The 13,707-nt window shown below is 73.4% G+C and carries 12 protein-coding genes and 1 riboswitch; of the genes, 10 read left to right on the top strand and 2 right to left on the bottom strand.

Going from position 1 to position 13,707, the window contains the following annotated elements; translation table 11 throughout:
* Positions 1-130 precede the first annotated feature (130 nt).
* The 5 genes from IH48_RS0121720 (at position 131) to IH48_RS0121700 (ending at position 5,895) form a co-directional block, all read left to right on the top strand.
* Positions 131-1,579, top strand: coding sequence for a GuaB1 family IMP dehydrogenase-related protein (locus IH48_RS0121720; protein ID WP_420705530.1), 1,449 nt, complete (start codon positions 131-133; stop codon positions 1,577-1,579).
* 106 nt (positions 1,580-1,685) lie between these two features.
* Positions 1,686-2,591, top strand: coding sequence for an RNA polymerase sigma factor SigF (locus IH48_RS0121715; RefSeq protein WP_420705520.1), 906 nt, complete (start codon positions 1,686-1,688; stop codon positions 2,589-2,591).
* A 55-nt stretch (positions 2,592-2,646) separates the two neighbouring features.
* Positions 2,647-3,120, top strand: coding sequence for an Lrp/AsnC family transcriptional regulator (locus IH48_RS0121710; protein ID WP_030907137.1), 474 nt, complete (start codon positions 2,647-2,649; stop codon positions 3,118-3,120).
* 192 nt (positions 3,121-3,312) lie between these two features.
* Complete coding sequence (locus tag IH48_RS0121705; protein ID WP_030907135.1) at positions 3,313-4,110, top strand: carbon-nitrogen hydrolase family protein; 798 nt, start codon at positions 3,313-3,315, stop codon at positions 4,108-4,110.
* Positions 4,111-4,188: 78 nt separating this feature from the next.
* Positions 4,189-5,895 carry a flavin monoamine oxidase family protein gene (locus IH48_RS0121700; protein WP_030907133.1) on the top strand — a complete coding sequence of 569 codons (1,707 nt, stop codon included), beginning with the start codon at positions 4,189-4,191 and terminating at the stop codon, positions 5,893-5,895.
* Between the two features lie 91 nt (positions 5,896-5,986).
* Here the strand turns inward: IH48_RS0121700 and IH48_RS0121695 are convergent, their stop codons facing one another.
* Positions 5,987-6,919, bottom strand: coding sequence for an LLM class F420-dependent oxidoreductase (locus IH48_RS0121695; RefSeq protein ID WP_030907130.1), 933 nt, complete (start codon positions 6,917-6,919; stop codon positions 5,987-5,989).
* Positions 6,920-7,018: 99 nt separating this feature from the next.
* Positions 7,019-8,320, bottom strand: coding sequence for an MFS transporter (locus tag IH48_RS0121690; RefSeq protein ID WP_030907125.1), 1,302 nt, complete (start codon positions 8,318-8,320; stop codon positions 7,019-7,021).
* A 102-nt stretch (positions 8,321-8,422) separates the two neighbouring features.
* Between IH48_RS0121690 and IH48_RS0121685 the strand changes: the two genes are divergently transcribed.
* The 5 genes from IH48_RS0121685 to IH48_RS0121665 all read left to right on the top strand — a co-directional run bounded on the left by IH48_RS0121685 (position 8,423) and on the right by IH48_RS0121665 (position 13,680).
* Entirely contained in the window at positions 8,423-9,601 is a 1,179-nt protein-coding gene (locus IH48_RS0121685) for an ROK family transcriptional regulator (protein ID WP_030907122.1), read from the top strand.
* Between the two features lie 93 nt (positions 9,602-9,694).
* A riboswitch (FMN riboswitch) is annotated at positions 9,695-9,825 on the top strand.
* A 176-nt stretch (positions 9,826-10,001) separates the two neighbouring features.
* Complete coding sequence (gene ribD / locus IH48_RS0121680) at positions 10,002-11,123, top strand: bifunctional diaminohydroxyphosphoribosylaminopyrimidine deaminase/5-amino-6-(5-phosphoribosylamino)uracil reductase RibD (RefSeq protein WP_030907119.1); 1,122 nt, start codon at positions 10,002-10,004, stop codon at positions 11,121-11,123.
* Positions 11,124-11,744, top strand: coding sequence for a riboflavin synthase (locus tag IH48_RS0121675; RefSeq protein WP_030907116.1), 621 nt, complete (start codon positions 11,124-11,126; stop codon positions 11,742-11,744). It abuts the gene before it with no gap.
* Complete coding sequence (locus IH48_RS0121670; RefSeq protein ID WP_030907112.1) at positions 11,741-12,403, top strand: nicotinamide mononucleotide transporter family protein; 663 nt, start codon at positions 11,741-11,743, stop codon at positions 12,401-12,403. Before IH48_RS0121675 ends, IH48_RS0121670 begins: the two co-directional genes overlap by 4 nt.
* Positions 12,400-13,680: a bifunctional 3,4-dihydroxy-2-butanone-4-phosphate synthase/GTP cyclohydrolase II gene (locus IH48_RS0121665; protein WP_030907110.1), complete on the top strand. Its 1,281-nt coding sequence runs from the start codon at positions 12,400-12,402 to the stop codon at positions 13,678-13,680. The genes IH48_RS0121670 and IH48_RS0121665 overlap by 4 nt, the downstream gene beginning before the upstream one ends.
* The last annotated feature ends 27 nt before the right edge of the window (positions 13,681-13,707 follow it).

Raw genomic sequence — 13,707 nt, 5'->3', positions numbered from 1 at the left:
GGCGGCGGGACCTGTACGTTTCTGCCCCCGCGCGGCGAGGAAGTACTGGGGCGGTGCATGGGACAATGAAGTACGTGCGTCTGCCGCCGGGCTCATCGACCGGCGGCCTGCTCCGAGCGACTGGGATGTTCTGTACGTGCGTTTCCTCAACGATCTCTCGCCGTCGTACGACCTGACCTACGACGACGTCTTCATGGTGCCGAACAGGTCGGCCGTCGGCTCCCGGCTCGGCGTGGACCTCTCCTCGCCCGACGGCACGGGCACCACCATTCCGCTGGTCGTGTCCAACATGACCGCCATCGCGGGCCGCCGGATGGCCGAGACCGTCGCCAGGCGCGGCGGCCTCGTGGTGATCCCGCAGGACATCCCGCTCGATGTCGTCGCCGACGTCACGTCCTGGGTGAAGGAACGCGACCTCGTCCTCGACACCCCCATCACGCTCAGGCCGACGCAGACCGTCGACGAGGCGCTGTCCCTGCTGCCGAAGCGCGCGCACGGCGCCGGCATCGTGGTCGACGACAAGCGCAGGCCCGTCGGCATCGTCACCGAGCACGACCTCTCGGGCGTCGACCGGTTCACGCAGCTGTCCGCGGTGATGTCCACGGAGCTGCTGGTGCTCTCCGCCGGAATGGACCCGAGGGAGGCGTTCAACGCCCTCGACGGCGCCCACCGCAAGCTCGCGCCCGCCGTAGACGCGGAGGGCCGCCTCGTCGGCATCCTGACCAGGAAGGGCGCCCTGCGGGCGACGCTCTACACGCCCGCGACCGACGCGCGCGGCAGGCTCAGGATCGCCGCTGCCGTCGGCGTCAACGGGGATGTGGTCGGCAAGGCGGCGCAGCTGCTGGAGGCCGGGGTCGACACGCTCGTCGTGGACACCGCGCACGGCCACCAGGAGTCGATGCTGTCCGCCGTCAGGGCCGTGCGCGGCCTCGACCCGCGCGTCCCCGTCGTCGCGGGCAACGTGGTCGCCGCCGAGGGCGTGCGCGACCTGATCGAGGCGGGCGCGGACATCGTCAAGGTCGGAGTCGGTCCTGGCGCCATGTGCACCACGCGCATGATGACCGGCGTCGGCAGGCCGCAGTTCTCCGCCGTACTCGAATGCGCCGCCGAGGCCGCCAGGTTCGGCAAGCACGTGTGGGCCGACGGCGGCGTCAGGCACCCGCGCGACGTCGCGATGGCGCTGGCCGCCGGCGCGTCCAACGTGATGATCGGCTCGTGGTTCGCCGGCACGTACGAATCGCCCGGCGACCTCCAGCAGTCCGCGGACGGGCGGCTGTACAAGGAGTCCTTCGGGATGGCGTCCGCACGCGCCGTGCGCAACCGCACGAGCGACGAGTCGGCCTACGACCGGGCGCGCAAGGCCCTGTTCGAGGAGGGCATCTCCACGTCGCGCATGTTCCTCGACCCGGCGCGGCCCGGCGTCGAGGACCTGATCGACTCGATCATCGCCGGGGTGCGCTCGTCGTGCACGTACGCGGGTGCCGCGTCCCTGGAGGAGTTCGCGCGGAAGGCGGTCGTCGGCATCCAGAGCGCCGCAGGCTACGCGGAGGGCAAGCCCCTCTCGTCCAGCTGGAGCTGACACGGCGACGGGCGCCCGAATGCCGCGATCCCGGAATTCGGGCGCATGACCACGGCGCCACGGGGTACACGCCTCCTACTGAACCAGGAACACAGGGGAGGCGAACGTGTCGACGGCCAAGGCGGTCCCGTTCGAACGCACGGAGTACGCACACGGGGGAAGCGGCACGGAGGGCCACGGGGGGAGTGCCCAGTCGTCGTGGACGTACGCCCTGCCGCGTGTCGAATCGCCCGCCGATGTCGCGCCGAAGGACGCCAGGGAGATCTCCCGGCTGTTCTTCGCGCGGCTGACGGAGCTCGAAGAGGGCACGTCCGAGTACCAGTACGCGCGCAACACGCTGATCGAGCTGAACCTCGCGCTGGTGCGCTACTCCGCCACCCGGTTCCGCAACAGGGCCGACCAGATGGAGGACATCGTCCAGGTCGGCACCATCGGCCTGATCAAGGCGATCGACCGTTTCGAGCTCACCCGCGAGGTGGAGTTCGCGACGTTCGCCGTGCCGTACATCATCGGCGAGATCAAACGCTTCTTCAGGGACACGAGCTGGGCCGTGCATGTGCCGCGCCGCCTCCAGGAGCTCAGGATCGACCTGGCGAAGGCCAGTGACGAGCTGTCACAGCGGCTCGACCGCACGCCGACGACATCGGAGCTCGCCGAGCGCCTCGGCATCGACGAGGACGAGGTCATAGAGGGCATCGTCGCCAGCAACGGCTATACGGCCGGCTCCATCGACATGCCGGCCGACGACAGCGCCGAGACCGTGACGCCCCTGGCCGACCGGCTCGGCGGACTCGACGCGGGACTGGAGATCGCGGAGAACGTGCAGGCGCTCAAGCCCCTGCTCAAGACGCTGGACGAGCGGGAGCGGCAGCTGCTGCGGATGCGGTTCGGCGAGGAGATGACGCAGGCGGAGATCGGCCGGGTCCTCGGCGTCTCGCAGATGCACGTGTCCCGGCTGCTTGCCAGGGTCACCGGCAGGCTGCGCAAGGGCCTGCTGGAGCCGGGCTGCTGAGCCCCGGCGCCACGGCCGGCACCGGCCGCCCGGGAGTACGTGGTCTACTGCACCGGTGCGACTGAACGACCTGGACGAACGCATCCTGCACGCCCTCGCCGAGGACGCCCGCCGCTCCTATGCGGACATCGGCGCCCTCGTCGGCCTGTCCGCCCCCGCCGTGAAGCGGCGCGTCGACCGGCTGCGCTCCGAGGGCGCGATCACCGGCTTCACCGTACGGGTCGACCCGGCGGCCCTCGGCTGGCGCACCGAGGGGTTCATCGAGATCTACTGCGGGCGCAACACGTCGCCCGACGACATCCACCGCGGCCTCGAACGGCTGCCCGAGGTGGCGGCCGCGTCGACGGTCACGGGCGACGCCGATGCCGTGGTCCAGGTGTTCGCGGCGGACATGCGCCATTTCGAGGAGGTACTCGAACGCATCGCGAGCGAGCCGTACGTGGAGCGCACCAAGTCCGTGCTCGTCCTGTCCCCGCTGCTGAGGCGGTACGCGGCGGGCGCGCCGCAGTGGCCGGGGTCACGTCCCTGAGGCATCTCGCACCGTCGCGCAACGAATCGCCGCGGATGCCTCCGACCGCGCAATGGATCACGCCTGTACGCGCAACGGTCGCCGCTTGTCGCCGCGCCGTCGCCGAACGTACCGTCTTCAGGGGGTGGGCAGGCGGCCGGGAAGGCCCCGCCCGGCCCCGCTTCACACCGCCGTGACCTGCGAGGAACCGCCATGCCGCCGTTGCGTACCGCCCTGCTCCAGAGTTCGGGCCGCCCCGGCCGCACGGACGGGAACCTGCGCGCGCTCGACGACGCGGCGCGGCGCGCGGCCGAGGCCGGCGCGTCCCTGCTCGTCTGCCCCGAGATGTTCCTGACGGGGTACGCGATCGGCGACGACGTCGCGCGCCTCGCGCAGAGCGCCGAAGGACCCGGTGCACGAGCCGTCGCGCAAAGCGCGGCGCGCCACGGCGTCGCGGTGCTCTACGGCTACCCCGAGCGTGACGGCGAGCTGGTCCACAACAGCGCCCAGCTGATCGGCGCCGGCGGCGAGCGGCTCGCCAACTACCGCAAGACCCACCTGTACGGGCCCTTCGAGCGCGAGCGGTTCGCCGCGGGAGGACAGCAGGTGGTGCAGGCCGAGGTCGGTGGTGTGCGCGTGGGCGTGCTGATCTGCTACGACGTCGAGTTCCCCGAGAACGTGCGCGCCCACGCGCTGGCCGGCACCGACCTGCTGCTCGTGCCCACCGCGCAGATGCGGCCCTTCGAGTTCGTCGCCGAGTCCGTCGTGCCCGTCCGCGCCTTCGAGAGCCAGATGTACATCGCCTACGTCAACAGGACGGGGCCCGAGGGTGACTTCGACTTCGTCGGCCTCTCCTGCCTCGCGGGCCCCGATGGCACGGCGCACGCGCGCGCGGGCGGCGGCGAGGAACTCCTCGTGTGCGACGTCGACCCCGCGCTGCTCGCCGCGTCCCGCGAGGCCAACCCGTACCTGCGCGACCGGCGGCCCGGCCTGTACGACGCCCCCGCCTGACCCCGCCCTCCTCGGCCCTGCCCGGGCTTCCTCCGCCCTTCACCGCCCGCCACCCTCACGCCTCAGGAGCGTCGCGTCATGACGTCCACGGTGCCCACCGCCGTTTCCCACACCCACCCGCAGCCCCCGGCGGGCGAGCGGCCCATCACCATGTCAGGTCCTGACTTCCCGTACGCCTACGACGACTACCTCGCCCACCCCGCGGGCCTCGGCCAGATACCCGCGACCGAGCACGGCACCGAGGTCGCCGTCATCGGCGGCGGGCTGTCCGGCATCGTCACCGCGTACGAGCTGATGAAGATGGGCCTGCGCCCGGTCCTCTACGAGGCGGACCGCATCGGCGGCCGGCTGCGCACCGTCGGGTTCGAGGGGTGCGACCCGGCGCTCACCGCCGAACTCGGCGCCATGCGCTTCCCGCCGTCGTCGACCGCGCTCAGGCACTACATCGACCTGGTGGGCCTGGAGACCGAGCCGTTCCCCAACCCGCTGGCCCCCGGCACCCCCTCGACCGTGGTGGACCTCAAGGGTGTGCCCCACTTCGCCCGGACGATCGACGACCTGCCCCAGGTGTACCGCGACGTGATGGACGCGTGGAACACCTGCCTGGAGGAGGGCGCCGACTTCTCGGCGATGAACCGCGCGCTGCGCGAACGCGACATCCCCGCGATCCGGGAGATCTGGTCGCGGCTCGTGCGCGACCTGGACAACCAGACGTTCTACGGCTTCCTCTGCGACTCGCCGGCCTTCCGCTCCTTCCGGCACCGGGAGATCTTCGGGCAGGTCGGCTTCGGCACCGGCGGCTGGGACACCGACTTCCCCAACTCGATCCTGGAGATCCTGCGCGTCGTCTACACCGAGGCCGACGACCACCACGAGGGCATCGTCGGCGGCAGCCGGCAGCTGCCGGAACGGCTGTGGCGCCGCGCCCCCGGGAAGATCACGTACTGGGCGCAGGGCACCTCGCTCGCGTCCCTGCACGACGGCGACCCGCTGCCCGCGGTGACGGGACTGCGGCGCACGGCCGGGGGCGGGATCACCGTCACGGACGCGTCCGGCGCGATCCGCACGTACCGCGCGGCCGTCTTCACCGCGCAGTCGTGGATGCTGCTGTCGAAGATCGCCTGCGACGACGCGCTGTTCCCGATCGACCACTGGACCGCCATCGAGCGGACCCACTACATGGAGTCGAGCAAGCTGTTCGTCCCGGTGGACCGCCCGTTCTGGCTCGACAAGGACCCGCGCACCGGACGCGACACGATGTCGATGACGCTCACCGACCGGATGACGCGCGGCACGTACCTGCTCGGCGACGATCCCGAAGCGCCGGCCGTCATCTGCCTCTCGTACACGTGGTGCGACGACAGCCTCAAGTGGCTGCCCCTGTCGGCGAACGAGCGGATGGAGGTGATGCTCGCCTCGCTGGGGGAGATCTACCCGGGCGTCGACATCAGGAGCCATGTGATCGGCAGCCCGATCACGGTCTCGTGGGAGGACGAGCCGTACTTCATGGGCGCGTTCAAGGCCAACCTGCCGGGCCACTACCGCTACCAGCGGCGGCTGTTCACGCACTTCGTGCAGGACGCGCTGCCGGCGGACAAGCGCGGGATCTTCCTGGCCGGCGACGACGTCTCGTGGACCGCCGGGTGGGCGGAGGGCGCCGTGCAGACCGCGCTCAACGCGGTGTGGGGGGTGCTGCACCACTTCGGCGGCACGACGGACCCGTCGAACCCGGGACCGGGCGACCTGTTCGACGAGCTCGCGCCGGTGGAGCTGCCGGAGGACTGAACACGGGCCGCACGAGCCGCCGCGTCGCCCGGCCGCCGCGGGTCCCGGCCCATCGGGGAGGGCCGGGACCCGCGCGGCGCAGGAGGGACGGTCAGACGCCGGCCTCGCGCACCGCCGCGTGGACCTCGCGGGCCCGGTCGGCCAGCTCCTGGCCGTCCCTCGCGTCGGGGCCGAGTTCGAGCAGGATCTCGCCGATGCCGTCGATCGCCGCGTGCGCCGCGACGTCCTCGACGATCTGCGCCACGTTGCCGTGGAAGGGCTGCCGGCCCGACGAGTCGACCGGCTGCGGCGTGTACCGCACGTTGGCCCGCACGCACACGTCGAGCGGCCGCGTGCGGCCGCGCTCGGCGGCGAGAGCGTTGACGCCCTTCCAGGCGCCGGCGAGCTGCTCGGCGGTCATACCCGTCGGCAGCCAGCCGTCGGCACGCTCCACCAGGCGGCGCAGCGCGGCGCCGCCCGACGCGGCGAGGTAGACCGGCACCGGGCGCACCGGCTTGGGGCCGACCTCGGCGGGGGCGATGGTGGTGAACCGGCCCTCGTACGACACCGGGTCGGGCCCGTGCACGGCGGCGAAGACGTCGAGCATCTCGTCGAGCACGGCGCCGCGCTCCGCGAACGTCCCCGTCGATCCCGCCGCGTACTCGTCGTGGGACCAGCCGGTGCCGAGACCCGCCACCGCGCGCCCGTTGCTCGCGGCGTCCAGCGTGGCGAACCAGCGCGCGAGGTGGAACGGCGAGTGGTAGGGCGCGACGAGGACGCTGCTGCCGAGGCGGACCCGCTCGGTGACCGCCGCGGCCATGGCGAGCGTGACCAGCGGGTCGGCCACGGAGCGGTAGCTGTCCGGCCATTCGAGGCCGGGCACGCCGTACAGGCCCTGCGTCGCCGGGGTCGGGAAGAGGGTGCGCTCGAACACCCAGAGGCTGTCGTACCCCGTCTCCTCAGCGGCCCGCGCGACGGGCACGAGGTCGCGGGAGAGGTCGAACTGGTGCATCTGCGGAAGGGAGAGACCGAGTTTGATCGGCATGCGCTGCTCCTACGAGACAAGATCGAGTCACGACCGAGGAGTTCACCGTAGAGCACGGCAGGTCGTTGACGATACAACGACATGGCGGACGCGGGCGGTTCAGGGGCCCGCGTGCCCGGTGCGCCCCGGCCGCGGCCCGTTGGCCGGGGCGCCGTCCGTGCCCGCCGTGCCGGCCGCCGGGTTCGCGCCGTCGGCCCCGCCCCCGCCGAGGCGGTCGCCGCCCGCGCGGGGCCGCGGCCGCAGGACGCCCGCGCCCGCGAGGAGCCCGGCCGCCAGCAGGGTCACCAGGCCGAACGCCGCCTGGAGGGAGCTCGCGTGCGCGACGCCGCCGATCACGGACGGCGCCACGAGCCCGGAGGTGTACGTGATCGTCGCGACGCCCGCGATGGCCTGGTTGGGGTTCGAGCCGCTGCGCCCGGCCGCGGCGAAGGCCAGCGGCACCACGATCGCGACCCCGACGCCCAGCAGCGCGAAGCCGCCCATCGCGATCTCCGGGCGCGGCGCCAGCACCACCAGCGCGCCGCCCGCGGTGGCGAACACGCCGCCGGCGCGCACCGTGCGCACCGGGCCGAACCGGTCGACCAGCCGGTCGCCGGCGATCCTGGTGACCGCCATGGTCAGCGAGAACGCCGTGGTGGACGCGGCGGCGAGCCCCGCCGACGTGGACAGCACGTCCCTGAGGTAGACGGCGGACCAGTCCAGGCTCGCGCCCTCGCCGAACACGGCGCAGAAGCCGACGAGACCGATGAGGAGCGCCGCCCTCGGCGGCAGCGCGAACCGCGGCGGCGCCTGCGCCTCCGGCGCGCTGCGCACGTCCAGCACGCCGCCGCAGGCCAGCAGGCCCACGGCGGTCAGCACGGCGGCCGCGAGCTCGTGGTGGAGCGGGGCACCGGCGCCGAGGTTCGCGGCCAGCGCACCGAAGGCCGAGCCGAGCAGGGCGCCCCCGCTCCACATCCCGTGCAGCCCGGACATGATCGACCTGCCGAGCCGGTTCTCCGTCTCGACTCCGATGCCGTTCATCACCACGTCGGACATGCCGGACGACGCCCCGTACACGAACAGCGCCGCGCACAGCGTGTACAGGTTCGGCGCGAGGGAGGGCAGGGCCAGCGACAGCGTCCACGCCGAGAGGAGCACGCGCAGCGCGGCGCGCGAGCCGAGGCGGTGGGCCACGGTTCCCGCCAGCGGCATCGCGAGCAGGGAGCCGAGCGCGGGGAAGGCGAGGGCAAGGCCCAGCTGGCCGGCGCCGATGCCGGTGTGGTCCTGGATCCAGGGGACCCGGGTGGCGAAGCTGCCGGTGACGCAGCCGTGCGCGCAGAACACCACGGCCAGCGCGACCCGGGCCCTGCGCACATGGCGTATGCCCGGCTCACCGTCGTGGTGGGCGGCCTGTGAAGTCATGCGTCGTCCTTCGCGCGGTGGCGTGCTGTGAGGGTCCACTGTCGGGGCGTAAACTATCAGGAAGCCTGCCTGATAAATAGATGGCTGTGGAAGGATACCGCCATGCCCGCATCCCCGAGTACCGCCAGAGCCATCAACGACAGGCTGGCGCTGCGGCACATCCAGGAGCAGGGCCCCCTGACAGCGGCTCAGCTCAAGGCGCTCACCGGTCTGTCGCGGCCCAGCGTTGCCGACCTGGTGGAGCGGCTCCAGGGCGCGGGGCTCGTCCGCGTCGTCGGCGAGAGCGGCGGCGAGCGCAGGGGCCCCAACGCGCGCGTGTACGGGATCGCCGCCGACCGCGCCCAGCTCGCGGGCCTCGACATCAGGACGGGCAGCGTTTTCGCCGTCGTCGCCGACCTGCTCGGGCGCACGCTCGCCGAGGCCGCCGCCCCCGTGGACCAGCGCACGGACCCGGAGGAAGCGGCGGACCACGCCCGCGCCCTGCTGGAGCGCACGGTCGAGCAGGCGGGCGCCACCCGGCTGCACAGCGTCGCCGTCGGCGCGCCCGGCCTCGTCGACCCGGCCAGCGGGGAGCTGCGGGACACCTCGGGTCTGCCCGCCTGGCACCGCCGCCTCGTCGCCGCACTGCCCGAACGGCTCGGCGTCCGCGTGCTGGTGGAGAACGAGACGAACCTCGCGGCCGTCGCCGAGCAGCGCATCGGCGCCGCGCGCGGCCACCAGGACTTCGCACTCCTGTGGCTCGGGCTGAGCGTCGGCGCCGCCGTCGTCATCGACGGCAGGCTGCGCAGGGGCGTCTCGGGCGGCGCGGGCGAGGTCAGCTTCCTGCCCGTGCCGGGCGCCCCGGGCGCGCCGTCCGCGACCGGGTGCGACGGAGGGCTGCACGCCCTCGTGAACTCCGCCGCCGTGTGCGATCTCGCCGCCCGCCACGGCATCGACGCGCGCCCCGCGGCGCACGAGCCGCCGGCCGCCGCGTGCCTGCGGGCGGCCTCCTCGGCGGGCGGCGCGGGCGGCGCCTTCCTCGACGAGCTGGCCGACCGCGTCGCCCTCGGCGCCGCCGCCCTCACCACCGTGCTCGACCCGGGGCTCGTCGTGCTCTCCGGCGAACTCGGCCGCGCGGGAGGCGCCGAACTCGCCGCGCGCGTCGAGCGGCGGCTCGCGGCCATCTGCCCGCTGCGCACAGAGGTCGCGCCGAGCGCGCTCGGCGGCGCCGCCGTGCTGCGCGGCGCGCTGCTCACCGCCCGGGACGCCGCCCAGCACGACCTGTTCGGCCCCGAGAGGTGACCTGCTGTACGGCCGCACGCACTGTGAGCCAGTGCACAGAATTCACCCGCGTGGGTGATACCCGTCCGTGGCACACTGGTCACGACGAACAAGCAGCGCACTCCGGGGTCGGTGAAAGTCCGAACCGGCGGTTACAGTCCGCGACCCGTCCGCCTCCAGCGGCCGGTTGACCAGGTGAAATTCCTGGACCGACGGTTAAAGTCCGGATGGGAGGCAGTGCGCGGCGGGCCCTGACGGGTACGCCACCGCCGGATCGTCCGTCCTCGTGGACGGGCGTGCGGTGCGGCGTTCCCGATGCGATGGTTCCGCCTCCTGCCCTCGTGGCAGCCCCCGGAGTCCGTGCCTGAGAAGGCAGGAGGACCCGGTGGGACGGGTGAACGACCAGGCCGGCATCGACGCCATGCGGCGCGCCGTGGCCCTCGCGGCCCGCGGACTCGGCTCCACCAGCCCCAACCCCGTCGTGGGGTGCGTCATCCTCGACGCCGAAGGCCGCCCCGCGGGGGAGGGCTACCACCAGCGCGCCGGCGGGCCGCACGCCGAGGTCCACGCCCTGCGCGCCGCCGGTGACCGCGCACGCGGCGGCACCGCGTACGTCACGCTCGAACCCTGCAACCACACCGGACGCACCGGCCCTTGCGCGCAGGCGCTCATCGACGCCGGCGTCACCCGCGTCCACTACGCCGTCGCCGACCCGACCCCGCAGGCCACCGGGGGAGCGGGCGCGCTGCGGGCCGCCGGCGTCACCGCCGAGGGCGGACTGCTCGCGGACGAGGCCGAGCAGGTCAACGCCGCCTGGCTGACCGCCGTGCGCCACGGCCGCCCCCACGTCACCTGGAAGTACGCCGCCACCCTGGACGGCAGGATCGCCGCGCAGGACGGCTCCAGCCGCTGGATCACCTCCGCCGAGGCACGCGCCGACGTGCACAGGCTGCGCGCCGAGGCCGACGCGGTCGTCGTCGGCTCCGGCACGCTGCGCGCCGACGACCCGCACCTCGCCGTGCGCGGCATCGACGGCGCGACCCAGCCGCTGCGGGTCGGCGTCGACACCGGGGCCACCGCCGTGCGCGCGGGGGCCCGGATCCTGGACGGCGCCGCGCCCACGCTGATCGCCGTCGCCGAGGACGCCGACACCCGCGCCCTCGCGGACGCGGCGGCGCACGCCGGTACGGACACCGGCACGGCCGCGGGCATCTTGCGGCTGCCGCGCGGCGAGCGCGGCCTGTCCGTGCCCGCCCTGCTCGACGCCCTGTACGCGCGGGGCGTGCGCTCCGTGCTCCTCGAAGGCGGCGCGGCACTCGCCGGGTCCTTCGCGGCCGCCGGCGCCGTCGACCGCGTCGTCGGCTACCTCGCACCCCTCCTGCTCGGCGCGGGACCCACCGCACTCGCCGACGCCGGAATCCCCACCCTCGCCGACGCGTTGCGACTGCGGATGACGCACGTCGAGACCGTCGGACCCGACCTGCGGATCACCGCGGTACGCGCGGCGGCGGCCTCCGCCGCCCCCGCCCAGAAGGAGCGCTGAGTGTTCACCGGAATCGTCGAAGAGCTGGGTGAAGTCACCGCCGTCGAGGACCTCGGCGACTCCTGCAGGTTCACCCTGCGCGGGCCCGTGGTCACCGAGGGCGCGAAACACGGCGACTCCATCGCCGTCAACGGCGTGTGCCTCACCGTGGCCGACCATCGCGATGACTGGTTCACGGCGGACGTCATGGCCGAGACCCTGAAACGCTCCAGCCTCGGCGCGCTCGCGCCCGGCTCCCCGGTCAACCTGGAGCGCACCGTCGCCGTCGGCGGCAGGCTCGGCGGACACATCGTCCAGGGCCATGTCGACGGCACGGGCACGATCGCGGCGCGCGAGGCCTCGGAGCACTGGGAGATCGTCACCGTCCAGCTGCCCGCCGGACTCAGCCGCTACGTCGTGGAGAAGGGCTCCATCACGGTGGACGGCGTCAGCCTCACCGTCGTGGAGGCCGGTGCCGATCACTTCACCATCAGCCTCATCCCCACCACGCTCGCGCTGACGACCCTCGGCTCCAAGGGGCCGGGCGACCCCGTCAACCTGGAGGTCGACGTCCTCGCGAAGTACGTCGAACGGCTGCTGGGGGACCGGACGGCCGCGACCGGGACGGAGGCCGCCGGATGAGCGCGTTCTCCTGGCTGGACACCGAGGCGTTCACCGCCTTCGGCCAGCACATCCTCTGGTCCGACATGATCGGCAACACGATAGGCCTGATAGCGCTCGCGCTCGGCTGGCTGCGCTCGGTATGGACCTGGCCCGCCCAGTTCCTCTCCGGCGCGATACTCGTCGCCGCGTACCTCTCGGCCGACCTCGGCGGCGGCGTCGGCAAGCAGCTGATCGTCATCGTCGTCGCCCTGTGGGGCTGGCGGCAGTGGCGGGCGCGCGGCGGCAGCGCCCCCGCGGGCGACGGCGGGGCCGTCACCGTGCGGTTCGCGACCTGGCGGGAGCGCGGCCTGCTCATCGCGGGCACCGCGCTCGGCACCGCCGCGCTCGGTGGCCTGTTCACGGCCTTCCCGTCGCTCTCCTGGAGCCCCTGGCAGGACGCCTACATATTCGTCGGCACGCTGGCGGCGATGGTCGCCCAGGCGCGCGGCCTGGTCGAGTTCTGGTTCGCCTGGCTGCTCGTCGACGTCGTCGGCGTACCGCTCGCGTTCAGCAGCGGCCTGGCGTTCTCCGGCCTCGTCTACGTGATCTATCTGGCCCTCGTCCTGTGGGGGATGCGCGACTGGTGGCTGCGTTCCCGCCGCACCGGTGCCCTGGCGCTTGGAGGCGCGACAGCATGACCTGGTACACCAACGGCAACGCCGATGACCTTGCCCTCGACCCGGTCGAGCAGGCGATCGCGGACATCGCCGCGGGCCGCCCCGTGGTCGTCGTGGACGACGAGGACCGGGAGAACGAGGGCGACCTCGTCGTCGCGGCCGAGAAGGCCACCCCCGAGATCGTGGCGTTCATGATGTCCGAGTGCCGCGGCCTGATCTGCGCGCCGATGGAGGGCGCCGAACTCGACCGTCTCGAACTGCCGCAGATGGTCGGCCGGAACACCGAGTCCATGCGCACGGCGTTCACCGTCTCCGTCGACGCCGCGGGCGCGCACGGCGTCACCACCGGCATCTCCGCCGCAGACCGCGCCACCACGCTCGGCCTGCTGGCGAGCGGCACCGCGGCCCCCGCCGACTTCGTCAGGCCGGGACACGTCTTCCCGCTGCGCGCCCGGCCCGGCGGCGTGCTCGCCAGGAACGGCCACACGGAGGCCGCTGTCGACCTCGCGACGCTCGCCGGCCTGCACCCCGCGGGCGCCATCGTGGAGATCGCCGGCGAGGACGGCGCCATGCTGCGGCTGCCGCAACTCGTCCCGTTCGCGCGCAAGCACGGCCTGACGATCATCTCCATCGAGGACCTGATCGCCTACCGGCGCGCCGCCGAACCCGTCGTGCACCGCGAGGCCGAGGTGGAACTGCCCACCGCCTTCGGCCCGTTCACCGCCTTCGGCTACCGCTCGGCAGCGGACGGCGTGGAGCACATCGCGCTCGTGCACGGCGACATCGGCGACGGCGAGGACGTCCTGGTGCGCGTCCACTCCGAGTGCCTGACCGGCGACGTCTTCGGCTCGCAGCGCTGCGACTGCGGCCCCCAGCTGCACGCCGCCATGGAGCACATCGTGGCGGCCGGCCGCGGCGTCGTGGTCTACCTGCGCGGCCATGAGGGGCGCGGCATCGGCCTGCTGTCCAAGCTGCGCGCGTACGAGCTCCAGGAGCGCGGCCTCGACACCCTCGACGCCAACCTGGAGCTCGGGCTGCCCGCCGACGCGCGCGACTACGCGGCCGGCGCCCAGATCCTCCAGGACCTCGGAGTGCACAGCCTGACCCTCATGACCAACAACCCCGACAAGACCGACGCCCTCGCCCGCCACGGCCTGCGGGTGACCGGGCGCGAGCCGATGCCGGTCACGGCAGGGGAGCACAATCTGCGCTACCTGCGGACCAAGCGCGACCGCATGGGCCACGACCTGCCCTGGCTCGACGCCGCCATCCCGGCGTCGGCCTGCGGCAACCAGTAGTACCCACCGGGCACGAACCCGGACAGC

It is taken from the genome of Streptomyces sp. NRRL F-5126 (genome assembly GCF_000721265.1).
GTDB lineage: Bacteria > Actinomycetota > Actinomycetes > Streptomycetales > Streptomycetaceae > Streptomyces.
The sequence above is the reverse complement of the archived record's forward strand: the minus strand, read 5'-3'. Positions and strand labels throughout refer to the sequence as shown.